At 72.3% G+C, this 18,739-nt stretch carries 13 protein-coding genes and 2 pseudogenes; 7 read left to right on the forward strand and 8 right to left on the reverse strand.

Features of this window, described 5'->3' with window-relative positions; all coding sequences use genetic code 11:
- Positions 1–1,017: 1,017 nt before the first annotated feature.
- Positions 1,018–3,819: a helix-turn-helix transcriptional regulator gene (locus tag ACFZAU_RS37470; protein WP_500555918.1), complete on the reverse strand. Its 2,802-nt coding sequence runs from the start codon at positions 3,817–3,819 to the stop codon at positions 1,018–1,020.
- 485 nt (positions 3,820–4,304) lie between these two features.
- Complete coding sequence (locus ACFZAU_RS37475) at positions 4,305–5,153, reverse strand: helix-turn-helix transcriptional regulator (protein ID WP_500555919.1); 849 nt, start codon at positions 5,151–5,153, stop codon at positions 4,305–4,307.
- Positions 5,154–5,247: 94 nt separating this feature from the next.
- Between ACFZAU_RS37475 and ACFZAU_RS37480 the strand changes: the two genes are divergently transcribed.
- The 3 genes and pseudogenes from ACFZAU_RS37480 (at position 5,248) to ACFZAU_RS37490 (ending at position 8,374) form a co-directional block, all read left to right on the forward strand.
- Complete coding sequence (locus tag ACFZAU_RS37480; protein ID WP_500555920.1) at positions 5,248–6,924, forward strand: AMP-binding protein; 1,677 nt, start codon at positions 5,248–5,250, stop codon at positions 6,922–6,924.
- Positions 6,921–7,643, forward strand: a pseudogene (locus ACFZAU_RS37485) (AMP-binding protein); the annotation flags it as partial. The gene ACFZAU_RS37480 and the pseudogene ACFZAU_RS37485, both read left to right, overlap by 4 nt.
- A gap of 467 nt (positions 7,644–8,110) precedes the next feature.
- Positions 8,111–8,374, forward strand: a complete 264-nt coding sequence (locus tag ACFZAU_RS37490; protein ID WP_500555921.1) for a hypothetical protein — start codon at positions 8,111–8,113, stop codon at positions 8,372–8,374.
- Between the two features lie 667 nt (positions 8,375–9,041).
- On the opposite strand, the gene ACFZAU_RS37495 is transcribed toward ACFZAU_RS37490, so the two are convergent.
- A complete protein-coding gene (locus ACFZAU_RS37495) occupies positions 9,042–9,587 on the reverse strand; it encodes a hypothetical protein (RefSeq protein ID WP_500555922.1) in 546 nt (181 codons plus the stop codon).
- A gap of 236 nt (positions 9,588–9,823) precedes the next feature.
- A complete protein-coding gene (locus ACFZAU_RS37500; protein WP_500555923.1) occupies positions 9,824–11,239 on the reverse strand; it encodes a recombinase family protein in 1,416 nt (471 codons plus the stop codon).
- Positions 11,240–11,272: 33 nt separating this feature from the next.
- Here ACFZAU_RS37500 and ACFZAU_RS37505 point away from each other — a divergent pair.
- Positions 11,273–11,555, forward strand: a pseudogene (locus ACFZAU_RS37505) (AMP-binding protein); the annotation flags it as partial.
- Positions 11,556–11,633: 78 nt separating this feature from the next.
- Here ACFZAU_RS37505 and ACFZAU_RS37510 read toward each other — a convergent pair.
- Positions 11,634–12,155, reverse strand: coding sequence for an AAA family ATPase (locus tag ACFZAU_RS37510; RefSeq protein WP_500555924.1), 522 nt, complete (start codon positions 12,153–12,155; stop codon positions 11,634–11,636).
- A 71-nt stretch (positions 12,156–12,226) separates the two neighbouring features.
- Here ACFZAU_RS37510 and ACFZAU_RS37515 point away from each other — a divergent pair, with 71 nt between their 5' ends.
- Together ACFZAU_RS37515 and ACFZAU_RS37520 are read left to right on the forward strand one after the other, a co-directional pair.
- Positions 12,227–12,751, forward strand: coding sequence for a hypothetical protein (locus ACFZAU_RS37515; protein WP_500460424.1), 525 nt, complete (start codon positions 12,227–12,229; stop codon positions 12,749–12,751).
- 225 nt (positions 12,752–12,976) lie between these two features.
- A complete protein-coding gene (locus ACFZAU_RS37520; protein ID WP_500555925.1) occupies positions 12,977–14,068 on the forward strand; it encodes a ricin-type beta-trefoil lectin domain protein in 1,092 nt (363 codons plus the stop codon).
- A gap of 31 nt (positions 14,069–14,099) precedes the next feature.
- On the opposite strand, the gene ACFZAU_RS37525 is transcribed toward ACFZAU_RS37520, so the two are convergent.
- The gene (locus tag ACFZAU_RS37525; protein WP_500555926.1) at positions 14,100–14,726 is read right to left on the reverse strand and encodes an LppU/SCO3897 family protein; all 627 of its coding nucleotides are present in this window, start codon (positions 14,724–14,726) and stop codon (positions 14,100–14,102) included.
- Positions 14,727–15,119: 393 nt separating this feature from the next.
- On the opposite strand from ACFZAU_RS37525, the gene gcl reads away from it, so the two are divergent.
- A complete protein-coding gene (gene gcl / locus ACFZAU_RS37530; protein ID WP_500555927.1) occupies positions 15,120–16,907 on the forward strand; it encodes a glyoxylate carboligase in 1,788 nt (595 codons plus the stop codon).
- Between the two features lie 112 nt (positions 16,908–17,019).
- Here the strand turns inward: gcl and ACFZAU_RS37535 are convergent, their stop codons facing one another.
- Together ACFZAU_RS37535 and ACFZAU_RS37540 are read right to left on the reverse strand one after the other, a co-directional pair.
- The gene (locus tag ACFZAU_RS37535) at positions 17,020–17,565 is read right to left on the reverse strand and encodes an EF-hand domain-containing protein (protein WP_500555928.1); all 546 of its coding nucleotides are present in this window, start codon (positions 17,563–17,565) and stop codon (positions 17,020–17,022) included.
- A 127-nt stretch (positions 17,566–17,692) separates the two neighbouring features.
- The gene (locus tag ACFZAU_RS37540) at positions 17,693–18,421 is read right to left on the reverse strand and encodes a hypothetical protein (protein ID WP_500555929.1); all 729 of its coding nucleotides are present in this window, start codon (positions 18,419–18,421) and stop codon (positions 17,693–17,695) included.
- Between the last annotated feature and the right edge of the window lie 318 nt (positions 18,422–18,739).

Raw genomic sequence — 18,739 nt, forward strand, 5'->3', positions numbered from 1 at the left:
GTCCTCGGAGACCAGTTCCGCCTACCCCTACGACTTCGCGGTGCTGAAGGTGACCAACCCCGACTCCGGCACCTCGCTGGAGGAGACGGTCGGGGGGGGGGGGGGGGGGGGGGGGGGGGCGGCCCCCCCCCCCCCCCCCCCCCCCCCCCCCCCCGGCTCGGCCTGACCCGCCGGGTCAGGAGTTCGTCCGGACCGGGCCCTGCGCGCGCACCCGGCCGGCGGTGGGCTTCCTCACGCGGGGGTGAGCCCTGACGCGGGCCCCTCAGGATGCCGGTGGGGGGAACGCACGGGTCGCCGGTGGGGGCGGCGCTGCATCCCGCGCGTGACGGCACGGTCCGGGCCGGCGTCTTCGCCGGCGACCGCTGACGAGGGGCGAGTTGGCGCACGTGCACTCGAGGGACGGGGCAACCTGCTTGCTCTGTGCGGGACCCAGGCTAGGGACGCGGCCCGGGCACCCCAATGAGGGAAAGCCCCTGAGCCGGTTGCGTAGGGAAACCCCTCGGTCACATCCCGTGCCCGCCCGCGAGCCGATGCCGACCCTGCAGTGGGCCCGGGCCGGGGCCGGACCGCGTTCGTCTGCGGGCTGTGGCGCCGGCTGGGCGGCGGAGGATGTGCGCCCCGGAGGTGTGTGGTGCGGGCTCGCGGCTGGTGGCGTGCTCGGGGAGGGGTGCGGTCCTGGGTGGTGGGGTCCGGCTCCGGCGGGCGCCTGAGCCCGCGCGCCGTCCGCGGGTCCGACGACACGGCCGGTCCGGGCTGCCTCGACGGTTCCGTCCGCCGGTGTGGGGCGTGGCGGACGCGGGGTGCGTTCTCCGGCGGTGAGTTCGCTGTTGCCTCCGTGGTCCTTGATGCCGTGCGGTCGGTGGCGCTTTCCGGGACGGGTCTGGGTGCCCGGTGTGCTGCCGGGGCCGGTCCGTCCGGTTCGGCGGGTGCTTGAGTGGGCGTGCCGGGGGCGCGTCCGCCCGCCGGCGTGGGGCAGGGGGGACGCGGAGTCCGGGTCCCGGGGGCGCTTCCGGCGGCTCAGCCGGCGCGGCGGCCCGCCGCGAGGCGGACGATGTCGACGCGCGAGCGGATGCCTAGCTTGCGGTAGACCCGGGTCAGGGTCGCCTCGACCGTCTTGACGCTGATGAAGAGCGTGGCGGCGATCTCCCGGTTGGTGGCGCCCTCCAGGACGAGCGCGGCCACCTGGCGTTCCATCGAGGCCAGCCCGTCCAGCTCCGGCGCCGCCGCCGCGGGGGGCGCCGGGGCCGGGCCCACCAGTTCCAGCCAGGGCAGGGCCTTGGAGCGCCGGAACAGCCGGGCGGCCTCGTCCAGTGCCGCGCGAGCCGCGCCGCGGTTGCGCCGGTCCGCCTCGACCTGGGCCAGCGCGAAGACGGCGCGGGCCTCCTCCAGGCCGTAGCCGAGCGCCGCGAGCCGCTGCCGGGCCCCGGTCAGCACCGCCACCGCGCCGTCGCTGTCGCCGCGGGCGGCGAGCAACATCCCCTCGGCGCGCTCCAGGACGGCCAGGATGCTCTGCCGTCCCAGCCGCAGGGCGTGCCGGCGCGTCTCGTCGACGACCTCCCGCGCCTCCCCGAGCGCGCCGGTCAGGACCAGCGCCTCGGCGAGGTCGCCCTGCCAGCGGCCGCGCGCGGGCTCCGTCACGCCCATCTCGCGTTCCAGCGCGCGCACCCGGCGCAGCGCGTCCACCGCGCCCTGCGGGTCGGCGCCGACCAGCCGCGCGTGCCCGAGCGCGTACAACGCCCGTGTCATGTACGGCATGTCGCTGTCGGCCTCGGCCCGTCGCACCGCGTTCCCGGCCAGCGACAGCGCGCGTTCCACCGTGCCGCCGGCCGCCTCGGTCAGGGCCGCGATCTGCAGCGCGAAGCCCTCGCCGATGCCGATGTCCTCGGCCAGCCGCAGGCTCTCGCGGGCCAGGTCGAGCGCCGTGCCGCAGCGCCCGGAGCGCAGCTCGATCTCGGCGAGGCTGCGCACCGAGTAGACCTCGGTCTCCACCGCGCCCCGCTGCCGTGCCTCACCGGCAAGCCACGTCAACGCGGTGCGTGCCTCGTCGAGCTGATCCTTCATCAGCAGGTAGCGGGAGCGGATGTAGACCGGGCCGTTGTGGTTCATGGCCACGTGCGGGTCCTGCGGTTCCGCGGAGGCCAGGGCAAGGGTCGCGGGCGCGTCGGGGTGGCCCATGGTCGTCTCGTTGAGCGCCTTGAAGGACAGCGCCAGCAACTCGGTGCGCCGGTCACCGGCCTGCGCGGCGAGCGCCGCCGAGCGGGCGGCCTCGGCGCGCGCCTCGTGCATCTGGCCGTCCACCAGGGCCCGCCAGGCGAGCTGGTAGCGCACCAGGCCCTGCAGCCGTGGGTCGTCGCCGGCGTCCGCCAGGGCCTGCGGGAAGACGTCGTCGACCTCGGAGAGGGCCTGCCCCACCGAGTCGATCACCACGCTCCACGCCCGCACCCGGTCCGCCGGGATCGTGGCGTGGGCCAGCACCTCGCGGGCGGTGGCACGGGCGAGTTCGGGTTCCGCGGCGGTCAGTGCGTCCTCGGCGGCGCGCAGCCGCCGCTCGTCCGCGGTGGGCACCGCGTCCTCGGGGGTGTGCCGGGCGGCCAGCAGGCCGAGTTGGGCGGCCACCGAGGGGGCGCCGCGGGCCCGGGCCTCGTCCGCGGCCTCGGACAGGCTCGCCGCGACCCGTTCGTCCTTGCCGCTGGTCGCCAGCGCCAGGTGCCGGGCCCGCTCGATCGGGTCGCCGGCGGCCGCGGCCAGCGCGGCGTGCGCGCTGCGCCGGTCCTCCGGCGTGGCCTCCGCGTACAGCGCCGCGGAGATCAGCGGATGCGCGAACCGCACCAGTTCGGTGCCGTCGTGGTGGTCCATCTCCACCAGGCCGAGGGAGGCCGCCACCCCCGTCTCGCTCTCGGCGTTGGCGCGGCCGGCGCTGCGCAGCGTGGCGAGGGTCGGACGGGCCCCCGCGCTGGCGATGAGCAGCGTGCGGCGGGTCTCCGCGGAGAGCATCTCCAGCCGGTTGAGGACCAGGGCGCGCAGCGAGGTCGGCACGGGCAGCGGCTCACCGGGACGCGGCGGGGTGCGGCTCTCGGCGAGGGCACGGCCGAGCTCCAGGGCGAAGAGCGGATTGCCGCCGCTGGTGCGGTGGATGTCCCGGACGACCGCGCGCGGCAGGCCCGTGTGCCCGCGCCCGTCGAGGAGTTCGGAGACGTCCGGCCGGGACAGCGGCGTCACCCGCAGCGTGAGCACGTCCTGGGGGAAGGCGCGCAGGTAGCGGTCGTGCTGGTCCTGCGGATCGGAGTCGGTGCGTACGGCGCCGAGCACCCGCACCGGCAGCTCGGCGACCCGGCGGGCCGCGAAGGCGAGCAGTTCGGCGCTGGCGGGGTCCATCCACTGCAGGTCGTCCACGACGATCAGCACCGGGCCGTCGGCCGCCAGCGCCCGCAGCACCGACAGCACCGCCAGGCGCAGCGCGAGCCCGTCCCGTTGCAGCGAGGACTCCCCGCGGCCGGTGAGCGCGGATTCCAGCGCGGCCCGCTGCGGTGCGGGCAGGCGGTCGGACACCCGGTCGGCGACCAGGCCGAGCAGATCGACCAGGGCGAGGAAGGGGAGGTGCGATTCGGATTCGGTCGCGGAACAGCGCAGCACCGTGGGCTCGGCGCCGTATTCCTCGGCGAGTGTCCGCAATACGGTGGACTTCCCGATTCCGGCCGGTCCGTACAGCAGCAGGCTGCCCCCCTGGACGAGGTGTCCGCGGGCCCGCGCGAGCACCTCACCTCGCCCGATCACCTGGTCGGGTCGGGGTCTGGCCGGCACGTCGAAGACCTGCTCCACGGTCGCCGCTCCCCTCGTGTCGTGTCCGGGACAATGTTATGCAAAGAGCCGTGGAAATCGCGGGGTACAAGCGCGGCTCTTCGACCCACGTCCGGTACGGGGAAATGCACCGCCGCCGCCGAATTGTCGTCGTGCGGAGGCGGCGGACCGGGAAATGCGCGGGGGCAGCGGCCTGTTGAACACCGGACCGTTCGTCAGGCCGGCCCCCGTCCCGTGTGTGCCGGTGGACACACCCCGAATGATCGGTCCGATCCCGCCGGCGGTCAAACCCCGAAATGGCCCAGGACGAGGTGAACACGACGGCATGTCCGTACTTCCGCTGCTGCCCGTGATCAGGGTGCTTTGCGGGTGAACGCGGTACCGGGACGCGGCCGGCGGGGCCGTTCCGCCGCCGACGTCCCCCGCGGCCGGCGGCGTTCCGGCAGGTCGTTCCGTACCCGGTCCGCACGCCGGGCCGGGCCGCCTCGAAGGTGCGGCCCGGCGTATCAGGGGAGCAGGCCGGCGCGGCGCGCGGCGACGACGGCCTCCAGCCGGGTGTGGGCGCCGAGCTTGCGCATGGCCGAGCGCAGATAGCTCTTCACCGTCTCCGGACGCAGCCCCAGCCGGTCGGCGGCAGCGGCGTTGGTGGCCCCCGTGGCCACGCACGCCAGGACGTCCAGTTCACGGGAGGAGACGACGACCGCCCGCCCGGTGGGGGAGCGGTCCCGGCCCCCCGCGGCCCCGGTCGCCGCCGCGAGCCGGCCGCACGCGGCGAGCAGTTCCTGCCGCAGCAGCGGATCGGCGACCCGGCCGGCCAGCGCCCGCAGCTCGCCGTGTGCCTCGCGGACCTCCTCCCAGGCCGCCGGGTCCCCGGCCGTCGGCTGCCGGCACGTGGACAGCAGGCGGTCGGCCTCGTCCCGGACGGCCAGGCGCTGTTCCAGCTCGCGCGCCGCCTCCACCGCGGCGCTGACCGGACGGTCGCCGAGCGCCAGCGGACGGCGCAGCGCGCCGTAGAGCACCCCGCGCACCCGGCGACGCACCACCACCGGCACCGCCAGGACCGAACGCAGGCCCTCGGCGGCCACCGCCGCGTCGTACTCGTGGCTGATCACCCGGGACGTGCTGTAGTCGGTGACGGCCAGCGGCCGGGAGAGGGCGATCGTCTTGCCGCCCAGGCCGTTGCCCGTGGCGATGGTGAGCCCCTGCAGCGAGGCGGTGGCCGTGCCGGACAGCTCGCTGATCCGCAGCCGGCCCGGTTCCGGGAGCAGCCCTCCGAAGGCCACCGGCAGACCGCTGGTGCGCCTCATCCGCAGCAGTGCCGCCCGCAGCTCCGCCGCCTCGCCCGATCCCGTCACGCCCTCGCCGCTCCTTCACCCCCGTCCGGGGGTAGTGAGAGCCTCGTCACTGACAACAGGATGCTATCGAGGGGGCCGGCGACGAGGAGGACACATGACGGCAACCAGCGGGACGGACGAGTTCCGGGCGGCCCGGGACTTCCTGCTGCGCCACCGCGAGGACTACAAGGCGGCGTACGAGGGCTTCCGCTGGCCGCGGCCGGAGCACTTCAACTGGGCGCTGGACTGGTTCGACGCCATCGCCCGCGGCAACGACCGGCCCGCCCTGCACATCGTCGAGGAGGACGGCACCGAGTCCGTCGTCTCCTTCGCCGCGATGTCCGAGCGCTCCTCCCGGGTCGCGAACCGGCTGCGCGCCCTCGGAGTGGCCGCCGGCGACCGGATCGTGGTCATGCTGGGCAACCAGACCGAGCTGTGGGAGACGGCGCTCGCCGCCATGAAGCTGCGGGCCGTGGTCATCCCGGCCACCCCGCTGCTCGGTCCCGCCGACCTCACCGACCGCGTGGAGCGCGGCCGGGCCCGCCACGTGGTCGTCCGGGCCGCGGACACGGAGAAGTTCGAGCAGGTGCCGGGCGGGTACACCAGGATCGCCGTCGGCGGCGCCCCGGCGGGCTGGCACGCCTACGAGGACGCGTACGACGCCCCGGCGGACTTCACGCCCGACGGCGACACCCGCGGCGACGACCCGCTGATGCTGTACTTCACCTCGGGCACCACCGCCAAGCCCAAGCTGGTCGAGCACACCCACCTGTCCTACCCGGTGGGCCACCTGGCGACGATGTACTGGATCGGCCTGCGCCCCGGCGACGTCCACCTCAACATCTCCTCGCCCGGCTGGGCCAAGCACGCCTGGTCCAACCTCTTCGCGCCGTGGAACGCCGAGGCCACGGTCTTCATCCACAACTACACGCGCTTCGACGCGGGCCGGCTGATGGCCGAGATGGACCGGGCCGGCGTCACCAGCTTCTGCGCGCCGCCCACCGTCTGGCGGATGCTGATCCAGGCCGACCTCGGCCTGCTGCGCACGCCGCCGCGTGAGGTCGTCGCCGCAGGCGAGCCGCTGAACCCCGAGGTCATCGAGCACGTGCGGCGCGCCTGGGGCCTCACCGTCCGGGACGGCTTCGGCCAGACCGAGACCGCCGTCCAGGTCTCCAACGCGCCGGGACAGCCCCTCAAGCCGGGCTCCATGGGCCGCCCCAGCCCCGGCTACGTCGTGGAGCTCGTCGACCCGGTCACCGGCGAGCCCGGCGACGAGGGGGAGATCTGCCTCGACCTGTCCACCCGCCCGGTGGGCCTGATGACCGGCTACGCGGGCGACCCCGAGCGCACCGCCGAGGCCATGGCCGGCGGCTGGTACCGCACCGGCGACATCGGCTCCCGCGACGCCGAGGGCTACATCACCTACATCGGGCGCGCCGACGACGTCTTCAAGGCCTCCGACTACAAGATCTCCCCCTTCGAGCTGGAGAGCGCCCTGCTGGAGCACGATTCCGTGGCCGAGGCCGCCGTCGTCCCGGCGCCCGACCCGCTGCGGCTGGCCGTGCCCAAGGCGTACGTCGTCCTCGCCGAGGGGTGGGAGCCGGGACCGGAGACCGCCGCCGCGCTGTTCGCCCACTCGCGGGCCGTGCTCGCCCCCTACAAGCGGGTGCGGCGCATCGAGTTCGCCGAGCTGCCCAAGACCGTGTCCGGCAAGATCCGCCGCATCGAGCTGCGCCGGCGCACCGCCGAGGGCGCCGTCGGCACCGAGTACCGCGAGGAGGGCCACCGGTGAGCACCCCCGCGAGCCCCGTCGAGCCGTCCTACGCGAGCGGCACGGGCACCACCGCGCTGCTCGGCGACACCATCGGCCGCAACCTGGACCGGGCGGTCGCCGCCTGGCCGGAGCGCGAGGCGCTGGTGGACGTGCCCAGCGGCCGCCGCTGGACGTACGCCGAGTTCGGCGCCGCCGTCGACGACGTGGCGCGCGGCCTGCTCGCCAAGGGCGTCGGCAAGGGCGACCGGGTGGGCATCTGGGCCGTCAACTGCCCCGAGTGGGTGCTCGTCCAGTACGCCACCGCCCGCATCGGCGCGATCATGGTCAACATCAACCCGGCCTACCGCGTCCACGAGCTGGCGTTCGTCCTCGACCAGGCCGGCATCGAGGTGCTGGTCGCCTCGACCGCCTTCAAGGCGAGCGACTACCGCGCGATGGTCGAGCAGGTCCGGGGGCAGTGCCCCGCGGTCTCGGAGGTCGTGTACATCGGCGACCCGACGTGGGACAGCCTCGTCGCGGCCGGGACCCACGTCCCGCACGAGCGGCTCGCCGAGCGCGCGGCGGAACTGTCCTCCGACGACCCGGTCAACATCCAGTACACCTCGGGCACCACGGGCTTCCCCAAGGGCGCGACCCTCTCCCACCACAACATCCTCAACAACGGCTACTTCGTGGGCGAGCTGGTGGGCTACTCCGAGCAGGACCGGGTCTGCCTGCCGGTGCCGTTCTACCACTGCTTAGACTTTTACCGCTTTAGGACACATGATTTTGCCTGGTCAGAGCTCATGGCCGGACTAGGCCAGACTCCCACAGCACAGACGTAGGCCCCCGACCCGGACAGTCATCGGCTCGGGGGCCACCTCATACGGTGTGCGGCCAGTTCCATGCTATTTCGGCAGGGGGGCTGCGCTGTGCCACTGCGCGATTGCAGGGAATGCTGCGAGTCCATCCGATCGATCGCAGCAACGGCCTTCCCAGGCAGTCCGGAAGTCCCCCCAAAGCAAGGAACAGCATGTTCAGGGCCGCCACCCCCGGCTGGGGGGATGCAATCCAGCCGTGAGGTCTAAGAGCTGAAGGACTGGAAGCTCGACGATCTCGACCATTCGGGTCGCGCTGGAGTACGACAGGCGCGCGCTCGGGAAGTTACCCGTTCGCTACTGGTAGCTGGTCGAGGCGTCGGCGCACTCACTAGCACCGTAGGTTCTTGGAGTTGTTGGTGAATCCGATCAGCATCCTGATCTTCGGTTCCGTCCTGTCTGTCTGCGTGGCCGAGGCCGTGTGGATCATCTATGCCCATGGCGGCGAGCCGTGGCGCGACTGCCTGAAGATCTTCGGCAAGGTCCTGGCGGGGTGCATGGTCGTCGTCCTCGGCGCCGCCGGCGTCAAGGTGGCTACAACAACGCCCCCGACTCGCACTGAGACCGGCGCGCATGAGCTGGTGGAGCCGAGCGCGGGCATCCATGCGTGAGGTGACGAGGCGTCAAAGTAGCTATTCAACGCACCTAGCCTCCTTGTCAGTTCGGCAGGGGGGCTTCTGTGTGTTATGGTCCGTTTATAGCCCGTGGCCCGTCAGTCGGATTTGGCGAGGTAGGGGCTCGGCTGTGTCGGGTTAGGGAACGACCAGCCACATTCGCCGCCTCCAGCAGTCCGGAGGTGTGCTGCGCTTGGGCCTATCCATGTGCCAATGCAGGGGCACGCGACCTTGGGAAGATCCCCCTGGCTGGAGGGGGTAGTGACAATCCAGCCTTGAGGTCTAGGGCCCTTTGGGCTGCGGCTCGACGATCTCGACCACCCCGAATGGGGGGTTGTCCTTGGACGACTCCTCAGAGGCGGGGAGTTACCTGATGGCTAGGTACTGGTCGAGGCGGTCGAGCTCTCACCAGCACCGTGTAGGTATAGGAGTAGCTGGTGAGCGCGATCGAGATCCTGCTCTTCGGTTCCCTGCTGTCCCTCATTCTGGCGCAGCTTGCATGGATCATCTTCAGTCACAACGGCAAGACCTGGATGGAGTGCGCGAAGATCGCTGGCGCTGTCCTGGTGCCGTGTCTCGGCTTCGCCATCGCGGTTGCCACGCTCCTCAAGGAGGACGCGACGACGCCCCCGCCTCGCAATGAGACCGGGGCGCACGTGGTGGACTACCGGACGGGGCAGGCGCCGGTCGCGCAGTCCTCGTCGGTGCCGTCCTCCACGGAGGTCAGCTCGTACTCGGCGAACTCCTCCGCGGTGATCCGCTCGCACGGGGCCTGGGCGCGGGTGCCGTCCGGCATCAGGGTGGTGCCCTTCAGCTCGGGCAGCCAGCCCTTGATGATGTCGGCGGCCTCGTCGACCGAGTACTTCCCTTCAGGGAAGTTGACGGTGAAGCTTACAGCGTTATCGGCGTAGCACTCCTGGTACGTCGCCTGGAAGGCGAGCATCTGGCCGAGGCCGATCTCCCTGGTGTGCGGGGTCGCGCACGAGGTGGATCTCAAGCGCCGGCGCGGTGCCCGGTACTTGGCGAGGTACTTCGAGCTGTAGTTGGCGCCGACACCGCCGCCCTCCATCAGGCGCATGAAGGTGAACTCGAAGTGCCGGGACAGGCGGTCGCCCCAGGGTGCGACGTGGCAGTTGTAGAGGAACTGGCGGCCCTGGACGCCGGTCGCCCACAGGCGCCGGCCTGCGGGGATGATGGCGAACTGGCCCATCAGGGCAACGAGTTCGTCGTGCTCGGCCTTGGCGTCCTGCGGCCAGCTCTGTATGTCCTTGCCGTGGACGAGGGCGTGGTTGCCACGAAGCGCCGATCAGATGGAGAAGGCCCTTGCCGAGTACATGCCGGTCACCTACGAAACCCCCAACAACAACAGGCGTGTCGCTCTGATCCACTACAGACCAAAGCCCCGGCACCCCCGAAAGGGGGTAGCCAGGGCCTTGTCGTATCCGCTTACGCGAGTAGCTCACGCCACTCGATCGTGAGGTGGTCGTCCACGGTCATGCTGGACAGGTGTCGGCCTCGCTGAGGGTTCAGCGTGACGACGAGGCAGAAGTCCACCCACGCTCGCCGCGTCGGAAGCGGGAGATTGTTCCATCCGGAGATGATCCCATCCACGCCCGCCTCCGAATCGAACGGAGGCAGGCCCGTCGAGCTCACCAGCTCCGACTCGATCGTCTCCAGCTTCTTCTGGATGGCAGCCGAACCCGCGGTCATCTGGGACAGGTTGATCGCGCCCTCCGCGAAGGCCGTAGCCAGCCCGTCGAGCCGCTCGCGAAGCGTCTGGGCCTCCGCGTGCAGCCGGGCGGATGACGCGGCGTCCTGACCCTGTTCAGGGCCCATGATCGACGGCAGGAAATCCGGGAACATCATCCGGGCCAGCGTCGCAGTGCGCGCCCGCTCATCGGCGATGCTCCGGGGCGTCCGGGTGTGGGCCAGGTGGCATCCGTAGACCGGGACTCCCCGGTATCCGCGTGCACCAACCGCCACGCCGCACTCACCGCACAATGCGATGCCCGATAGCAGGTTGTCGGGCGTTCGCCCGGTCCGCTTACCCCCGCTGAACCGCTCCGGGTTGTTCAGGATGGCCACCACGCCGTAGTGGGACTTCGCGTCGAGAATGCTGGGCCACTGCCCTTGGCCCAGCACCTCGCCGTGGTAGGTGGACTGCCCGATGTACCGCGGAGACGTCAGTACCTTTTTCACGCCCCGCAGAGTCCACGCCTTTCCGCCTGCTGCGACAGCGCGAGGAGACAGGAGATCGAGCTCCGTCCAGTACCGGGCGACGGCCGACAGGGACCAGCCGTTGAGTACCATCTTGGCGCCCTCGCGGATGGCCTCGGCCTCCTCCTCCATGATCGTCATGAAGTCGTCGGCGTACCCGAAGGGGCGGATGCCCGCGGTGTACGGGCGGCCAGCCTGGGCGGCCTGCTGGTTGGCCAGCTTCTGCCGCTCGGCCTTCTGCTCGCCTTCGTAGGTGGCCCAGGCGGTGATCGTACGGGCGACGGCTCGACCGGCCGGGGTGGACAGGTCGAGGTTGCCGGCCATGACCGCGTGGACGTTGACCCCGAGGGAGATCACGCGCTCCAGGTCTCGGGTCACACGGATCAGCCGGTCGGTGTGCCAGCAGAGGATCGCCTCGGGTTCGCTGACGAGCAGTGCCTCGAAGTCCGGACGGACCACGCTCTCTTTTGTGGCGCTCAGGTCGTTGTCGACCCACACGTGCCGGATCTCGTAGCCGAGTTGGGCGGCGAGCTTGCGGCACTGCTCTTCCTGGCGCTCGACGCCAGCCTCCACGCCCGTGAGATCCTTACTCATTCGGACGTATATGTCGGCCTTCACGATGTGGCCAGGCTGTGTTGTCTTCACATCGAAAACTGTACCCAAAAGCTGGACCGCTCATTTGGCATAGTAATGGGAAACCTGGCCCACCTCGCACGGTGCCTGCATCGTTATTCCGGCGCCCGGCTTCAACCCGGCGGCGACGCTGCGCGCGGTCGAACAGGAGCGCTGCGCCTCGTTGTACGGGGTGCCGACGATGTTCATTGCCGAGCTCAACGTGCCGGACTTCGCGACGTACGACCTCTCCTCGCTGCGCAGCGGCATCATGGCGGGTTCCCCCTGCCCGGTCGAGGTGATGAAGCGGGTCGTCGCTGAGATGCACATGGAGGAGGTTTCAAGGTGCCGCGCCACCTGCGGCTGATGGACGCCATCCCGATGACCGTCAGCGGCAAGGTCCGCAAGGTCGAACTGCGGGAGTCCTTCAGGCCCGCGTGAGGTCCGCGACCCGCCGCGCCACCGCCTCCGGGGGCGCGGCGGTCGTGTCGACCACCGTCGCCGCGGCCCGCAGCCAGGGCAGGGCCTTCGCGTACTCCTCCAGGTGGTCCAGCCGCCACTGCCGGGCGCCGGTCTCCACCGTGTCCTGCTCGATCCTGCGGGTGAGGGTGGCCGGGTCGGTGTGCAGCACGAAGTGCCGTACGGGCAGCCCGGACTGCTCCAGCCCCCGCGCGATCTCCCGCCAGTACTCCTCCACCAGCACGGTCTGCGGCACGATCAGCGTCCCGCCGAGGTAGCCGTGCAGCTGCGCGAGCGAGGCCACGGTCAGCGCCCGCCAGGGCGGCCACTCCTGGAAGTCCCGTACGGGCACGGCCCGGGCGAGCGTGTGCCGCAGCATGAAACCGACCTGTTCGGTGTCGAAGACGTGCGCTCCGGGAACGAGCCGTTCCAGGTGCGCGCACGTCGTGGTCTTGCCCGCACCGAAGGTGCCGTTGAGCCAGATGATCACGCACGCCACCGTAGCCGCCGCCGTTACCCTGGCAACACGGCTGACACGTACGGGAGATGGGGGCGACGGGGATGGGTCACTGGGAGGACGTCCGGCCGGGCAGCGGTGACCAGTCCGCCATTCCGGAGCTGGTGTCCGCCGTGGTCGGCGCGGGCGGGGTGGTGCTGCTGAGCTCGTTCATGCAGGCCATGGGGACCAAGCTCGGCGAGATGACCGCGGCGCGCATGGGCGGCCGGGGCTTCTGGCGGCGGCGCGCGACCACCGAGGAGGAGCAGACGGCGGCCGCCTTCGTCGCGGCGGTGAAGAAGCTCGGCTCGGTCCGGCGCGAGGGCGGCGGGGTGCTGCGGCTGGTGGACGAGGCCTCCAGGACCCGGGTGCAGGTGCATCCGCTGCTTCCGGTGGAGGCGGTCGCCCAGTTCCAGCGACTCGACCTGAGCCACCCGGAGGTCGTGGGCCTGGAGATCGCCTGGACGGGCACCCTCGGCGACCACCCGCAGGGCGTCTGGGCCACCACGGGTGGTGCCGAGGGCGCCGGCACCCGCTACCTGTGGAACGACGTCCGCCGTACCTGGGAGCCCCACCGCCGCAGTTCCTGAGGAACACCGCCGTCCGCGCGGAACCGGCCGTTCACCCGGCGGACACCGGGCCGCCATGACGTGCGTCCCGGCCGCCGGGAGCGGTTGCTAGGGTGCGAGCTGCGCTGCCGCGGAAGCCCCGTTGCGGGGGACGCCGCGGCGCGGATGCCCCGGGGGACGGGTGTGCCCGAGCCCCGGCCCATGCGGCGGGGCTGCACTCGGCACATCCTGGGTTTGGAAGGTTTCATGACGGCTTCTCCCGACGAGCCGGCGCCGGCGGCCGGCGAGAGCCCGGCGGTGGGCTCCCCCGCCGGTGCGGGGCTGCCCCGGCGGACCCGGAGGACGTCCGCGATCGCCGACGCCTCCTCCACCACCAGCCGGACCCCCACGGACTGGAGCGGCGACGCGTCGACGCCGCGCGCCAAGCAGGCCGCCGCCGCGCTGCCCGGGCCGCAGGACGGGTCCGCGCAGCCGGAATCCGCCTACGCGGACGGCTTCGCCGCCGGCCTCGCCTTCGCCACCCGTTCCGCACCCGCCCCCGACCGGGAGCGCGCACCGGCGGCGGACGCGGGCGCCGTCCCGCAGGCGCCTCCCGCGGCTCCCGCCACCGGACGGCGCGGCTGGTCGCGTCCGCTCCTGCTGGTCGGCGCGGGCCTTGCGGTGGGCGTGCTCGCCTGCGTGCCGTTCCTCGTGCGGGGTGCGGGCACGCAGGAGCGCGGCCCGGCCGCCGTCACCCTCACGGACGAGGACCCCGTCGGCGGTGCGACACCCGGCGCGGGCGCGGACACGGCGAGCCCCGACGGCAGCCGGTCGCCGTCCGCCGGGAACAGCCCGCGGCCGTCGGAGTCCGGTTCGCCGGACGGGCCGGCCGCCACCTCGAGCGCCACCGACGGGGCCGGCTCCGGCGCCGCGAGCGGCGTGCCGGCGCAGCGTCCCGCCGTGGGCCCGTCGCACTCCGCCGCCCTCGGCACGGCGATCCGCAGCCACGACTCGGGCCGCTGCATCGACGGCAGCATTCCGTGGGGCGAACCGCTGCAGCTGTGGGACTGCACGGGCGGCGCGGCGCAGTCCTGGCGGATCAGGCCCGACGGCAGCATCCGCTCCCAGGGCAAGTGCATGGACGTCGTGGACGGTTCGCGGGAGGACGGCGCGGCCGTCCAACTGGTCGACTGCAACGGCACCGGTGCCCAGCGCTTCCGTCTCAACGCCGCCCACGACCTGGTCAACGTCCAGGCCGACAAGTGCGTCCAGGCGGAGGACTCGCCGGCGGTCAACGGCACCAGGCTGCGGCTGCGGAGCTGCAGCGGCGCGGACGACCAGAAGTGGAGCCGCGCCTGACGGCCGGTCCGCGAGGAAGCACGGACGGCGGTCAGGAGTTGTCGTTCCGCGCCAGGCACAGCACGTACTTGGTCGAGCCGTGCTCCGCCAGGAACGCGGCCACCGTGCGGGGGTAGACGTCGCAGCGGCCGGTGTCGGTGGTGTCCTCGAAGCGGCCGACGACCTCGTACTGGGCCTCCGCGGAACCGCAGTCGACGACCTTCACGTCCGGGTAGAAGGTCTGCCCGTTGCTGTGGACGCAGTTGCCGGCCTCGGCGAAATCGGGGTCGTCGTGGAGCACCAGCCACCCCGCGCCGATCAGGAGCACGGGTATCAGCAGGCCCAGGGCGGTGGGGCGGAGCAGGATCGGCCGGCCGGGGTCGGCGGGCGTGCCGGGGGCACCGGGGACCGGCTCGGCCAGGCGGTTGATCCTCCAGCGCTGGAACAGGTTGACCAGCAGCGTGAGCGGGTTGACCAGCATCGAGGCCGGGCTCCACCAGCCCTGCACCAGGCTGTTGGAGACCATCTCGCGGTGCTTGGCGATGCCGCAGCGCCGGCAGAACGGGGCCCGGACCTTCAGGAAACGCATCATCACGACCATGCCCTGGTGGCCGCGGACGGTCGCCTGGACGGCCGGCACGGAGCCGCAGAACAGGCAGGAGCGTCCGTAGCCCGGCACCTCCTGCCCGAACGGCGGCAAGGGTCTCGGCCGCGCGGGCGGGGGCACCGCCGGTGCCTGCGGCTGCGGTTGGGGTCCTGAGGGGGGCTGGGACTGCGAGGGCGAGGGCGTGGGCGTGGGCGTGGGCGTGGTCAAGGGGATCACCTGGGGTCCGTGTGAAGCCGATGTGAAGGGCGAGCGGAACCCTAGTGGGTGGTACCGACATCCATCGACCCCGTTCCCGGACGGCTTTCGTACCTCCTTCTTGACCCGCGCGCCAGGGTCGCCCTATGTTCACAGTAGTTCCGCATGATAAAAGAAGACTTCCGCTATGTGGAATGTCGCAAGGTCGTGGGGAAGTGTGGAGCACCGGGCGCGACAACCTGGCCAGCAGGACGACGCAGGAGTGACCGAATGCCTCGAATGACCGCCGCCCGAGCGGCAGTGGAGATCCTCAAGCGCGAGGGCGTGGACACCGCGTTCGGCGTGCCCGGCGCCGCGATCAACCCCTTCTACGCCGCCCTCAAGGCCTCCGGCGGCATCCAGCACACGCTGGCCCGGCACGTGGAGGGGGCCTCCCACATGGCCGAGGGCTACACCCGTACCGCCCCCGGCAACATCGGCGTCTGCATCGGCACCTCGGGTCCGGCCGGCACCGACATGATCACGGGCCTCTACTCGGCCACCGGCGACTCGATCCCGATCCTCTGCATCACCGGTCAGGCGCCCACCGCCGTGATCCACAAGGAGGACTTCCAGGCCGTGGACATCGCGTCCATCGCCGCGCCCGTGACCAAGGCGGCCACCACCGTCCTGGAGGCGGCCCAGGTCCCCGGGGTCTTCCAGAAGGCGTTCCACCTGATGCGCTCCGGCCGTCCCGGCCCGGTCCTGATCGACCTGCCGGTCGACGTCCAGCTGACCGAGATCGAGTTCGACCCCGAGACGTACGAGCCGCTGCCGGTGTGGAAGCCGGCCGCCACCCGCCGTCAGATCGAGAAGGCGCTCGCCATGATGACCGCTGCCGAGCGGCCGCTGATCGTGGCGGGCGGCGGGGTGATCAACGCCGACGCGGCCGGCCTGCTGGTGGAGTTCGCCGAGCTGACCGGCACCCCGGTGGTGCCGACCCTGATGGGCTGGGGCGCCATTCCGGACGACCACGACCTCAACGCGGGCATGGTCGGCCTGCAGACCTCGCACCGCTACGGCAACGCGACCTTCCTGGAGTCGGACTTCGTCCTCGGCATCGGCAACCGCTGGGCCAACCGCCACACCGGCCGGATCGACGTCTACACCAAGGGCCGCACCTTCGTGCACGTCGACATCGAGCCCACCCAGATCGGCAAGATCTTCGCCCCCGACTACGGGATCGCCTCCGACGCCGGCGCCGCGCTCGAGCTGTTCGTCGAAGTGGCCGAGGAGCTGAGGGCCGCCGGCGAACTGCCCGACCGCTCCGCGTGGGCGGCCTCCGCCCGGGAGCGCAAGGCGACCCTGCACCGCCGTACGCACTTCGACGACATCCCGATGAAGCCCCAGCGCGTGTACGAGGAGATGAACCGCGCCTTCGGCCCCGACACCCGGTACGTCACCACGATCGGCCTGTCCCAGATCGCGGGCGCGCAGATGCTGCACGTCTACCGGCCGCGGCACTGGATCAACTGCGGACAGGCCGGGCCCCTCGGCTGGACCGTGCCGGCGGCCCTGGGCGTGGCGAAGGCCGACCCGTCGACTCCGGTGGTGGCCCTGTCGGGCGACTACGACTTCCAGTTCATGATCGAGGAGCTCGCGGTCGGCGCGCAGCACCGGATCCCGTACGTCCACGTCCTGGTGAACAACGCCTACCTGGGCCTCATCCGCCAGGCGCAGCGGGCCTTCGACATCGACTTCGAGGTCAACCTGGAGTTCGAGAACGTCAACTCGCCCGAGCTGGGCGCCTACGGCGTCGACCACGTCAAGGTCGCCGAGGGCCTGGGCTGCAAGGCGATCCGGGTCACCGACCCGGCCGGGCTCGGTGCCGCCTTCGAGCAGGCGAAGAAGCTCGCGGCCGAGTACCGGGTGCCGGTGGTCGTCGAGGCGATCCTGGAACGGGTCACCAACATCGCCATGAGCGTCACCAACGACATCGGCAACGTGGTGGAGTTCGAGGAACTGGCCACCGAACCCGGCCACGCGCCCACCGAGATCATCCCGCTCGCGGGCTCCTGAGACCGGCTCGCCCGACGTGCCACCGGCCGCCGCGTCCTGACCTCCCGGGCGCGGCGGCCGGACTCCACGCGCGGTCGACCCGGGAACCGCGGCGGGTCCCGGGACAGCAGGCTCAGAGCGGCCCGAACAGCCAGTTGCCGGGGGCCTCGGGGTCGGTGCCGATGTAGTAGGCGCGGATGGCCACCACCAGTTCGGCCGTGCTCACACAGCCGTCGCCGTCGGTGTCGATGCGGTTGAAGGCGGCGGCGATGTCGGTCAGCGGGGTGTTGAAGGCCCGCTGCAGGACCTCGAACTCCCCGCGCACGACGTGTCCGTCGCCGTCGGTGTCGCACAGGAGGGCGACGGCCTCGGCCGCCGGATGGAAGACCGGGTCGAAGGCGGGTCCCTCGATGAAGGCCTTGGTCATCCCGTGGTGGTACTCCGCGGAGGACAGCCGCCCGTCGCGGTCTCTGTCGGCGTACGCCGCCAGCTCCGCCCAGACGGCGTCCAGCCGCACCGCCACCGCCTTGCCCTTGGGTGAGGTGGGGGACATGCCGAAGCCGTGGATCAGCCGCGCGCCGACGTCCTGGAAGTCGGCGCGCTCGGCGTACCCGTTGCCGTCCGTGTCCAGACGGCGGAAGGATTTGTCGAGCTTGCGCTTCAGAAGGGCCGTAGACATCGCTGCGTCCTTGACGTAGTCCTGGGGTGCCGTACGGAGGGGAACCTCTCGATACTCCCCCGGGAGCGGCGGTCGCGCGACCCGAGTGACCACGGACGGTGAAGGGCGGCCCTGAGCTCGTCCCGGCTCAGGGCGTGGCGTGCGGGCCCGTCCTGATCAGTACGTCGGCGGCGTCGTTGACCGGCTGGGGCGTGCCGGTGAGGTCCATGACGAAGAGCGGCACACCCAGCCGGTCCGCGCGCAGCCGCGCCTCGTGGGCGTAGCCCGCCAGGGAGAAGAAGGCCCCGGTGGAGTCCTCGTTGAGGCAGTTGAGCCAGAGGGTCTCCACGTCCCGCAGCGGCGTCGGCCGGGTCGTCGGGTCGACCTGGGCCACGACCCCGTCGCCGCGCAGGTCGATGCCGTTCGCCGTGCGGTCCCCCGCGGTGCGCACCCCCCCGAAGCCGAGCCACTTCAGGTACTGCGCGGCGGCGGTGACCGCGTCCCTGGCGGTACGGATGGTCACCGGCCGGAACGGCGGCCGGGACGTCGGCGCGGAGGCCCCCGGGCCGTCCTGCCGCAGCGGGGGGACCGGGCGCCGCTCGGGCACCCGCAGCGCCCGGGTGTCCACCGGCAGCCGGACCACCGCCCCGCAGTCGCAGCCCAGTTCGGGCTGCGGCCACTGGTCGTCGCGTCCGCAGTCCGGGCAGCGCATGGCCACCCAGGAGTCGTCCCACGACCGGTGGCGGATCTGCAGCGGGACGCCGCCGCGCAGGATCGGCAGGGCCAGCGGCGTGCCGCAGGCGCAGGGGAAGGTGGGTGCGGTGTAGGCGTGCTCCCGGCGGCAGGCCGGACAGCGCACGGGCACGCTCTCTGCCATGGTTCGCGACTCCTGGGCGGTACGACGGTACGGCGTTGCGGGCGGCGCGGCGGGACGGCGGTGCTCGCCGGAACGGTCCTGCCCTCCATGGTCCCGCAAGCGGAGCCCGTCGCGCACCCGTCTTGCCGTCCCCGGTCTCCGCGGGCACGCACCACCGCCCGGGCACCCGGTCCGCGTCCGGCCCGGCCGCGGTACGGGTCCCCGGGCGGGGCCCGGTCCGCGCCGCCTCGACCTACCCCTCAGAAGTTCTCGGCGGCGCGGACGTTCGTGGTTCCGGGCGGCGGCGCCCCGTCGGGCGCGACGGGACGTGTCGGGGCG

The organism is Streptomyces sp. NPDC008238 (assembly GCF_042956445.1).
Classification (GTDB): Bacteria; Actinomycetota; Actinomycetes; order Streptomycetales; family Streptomycetaceae; genus Actinacidiphila.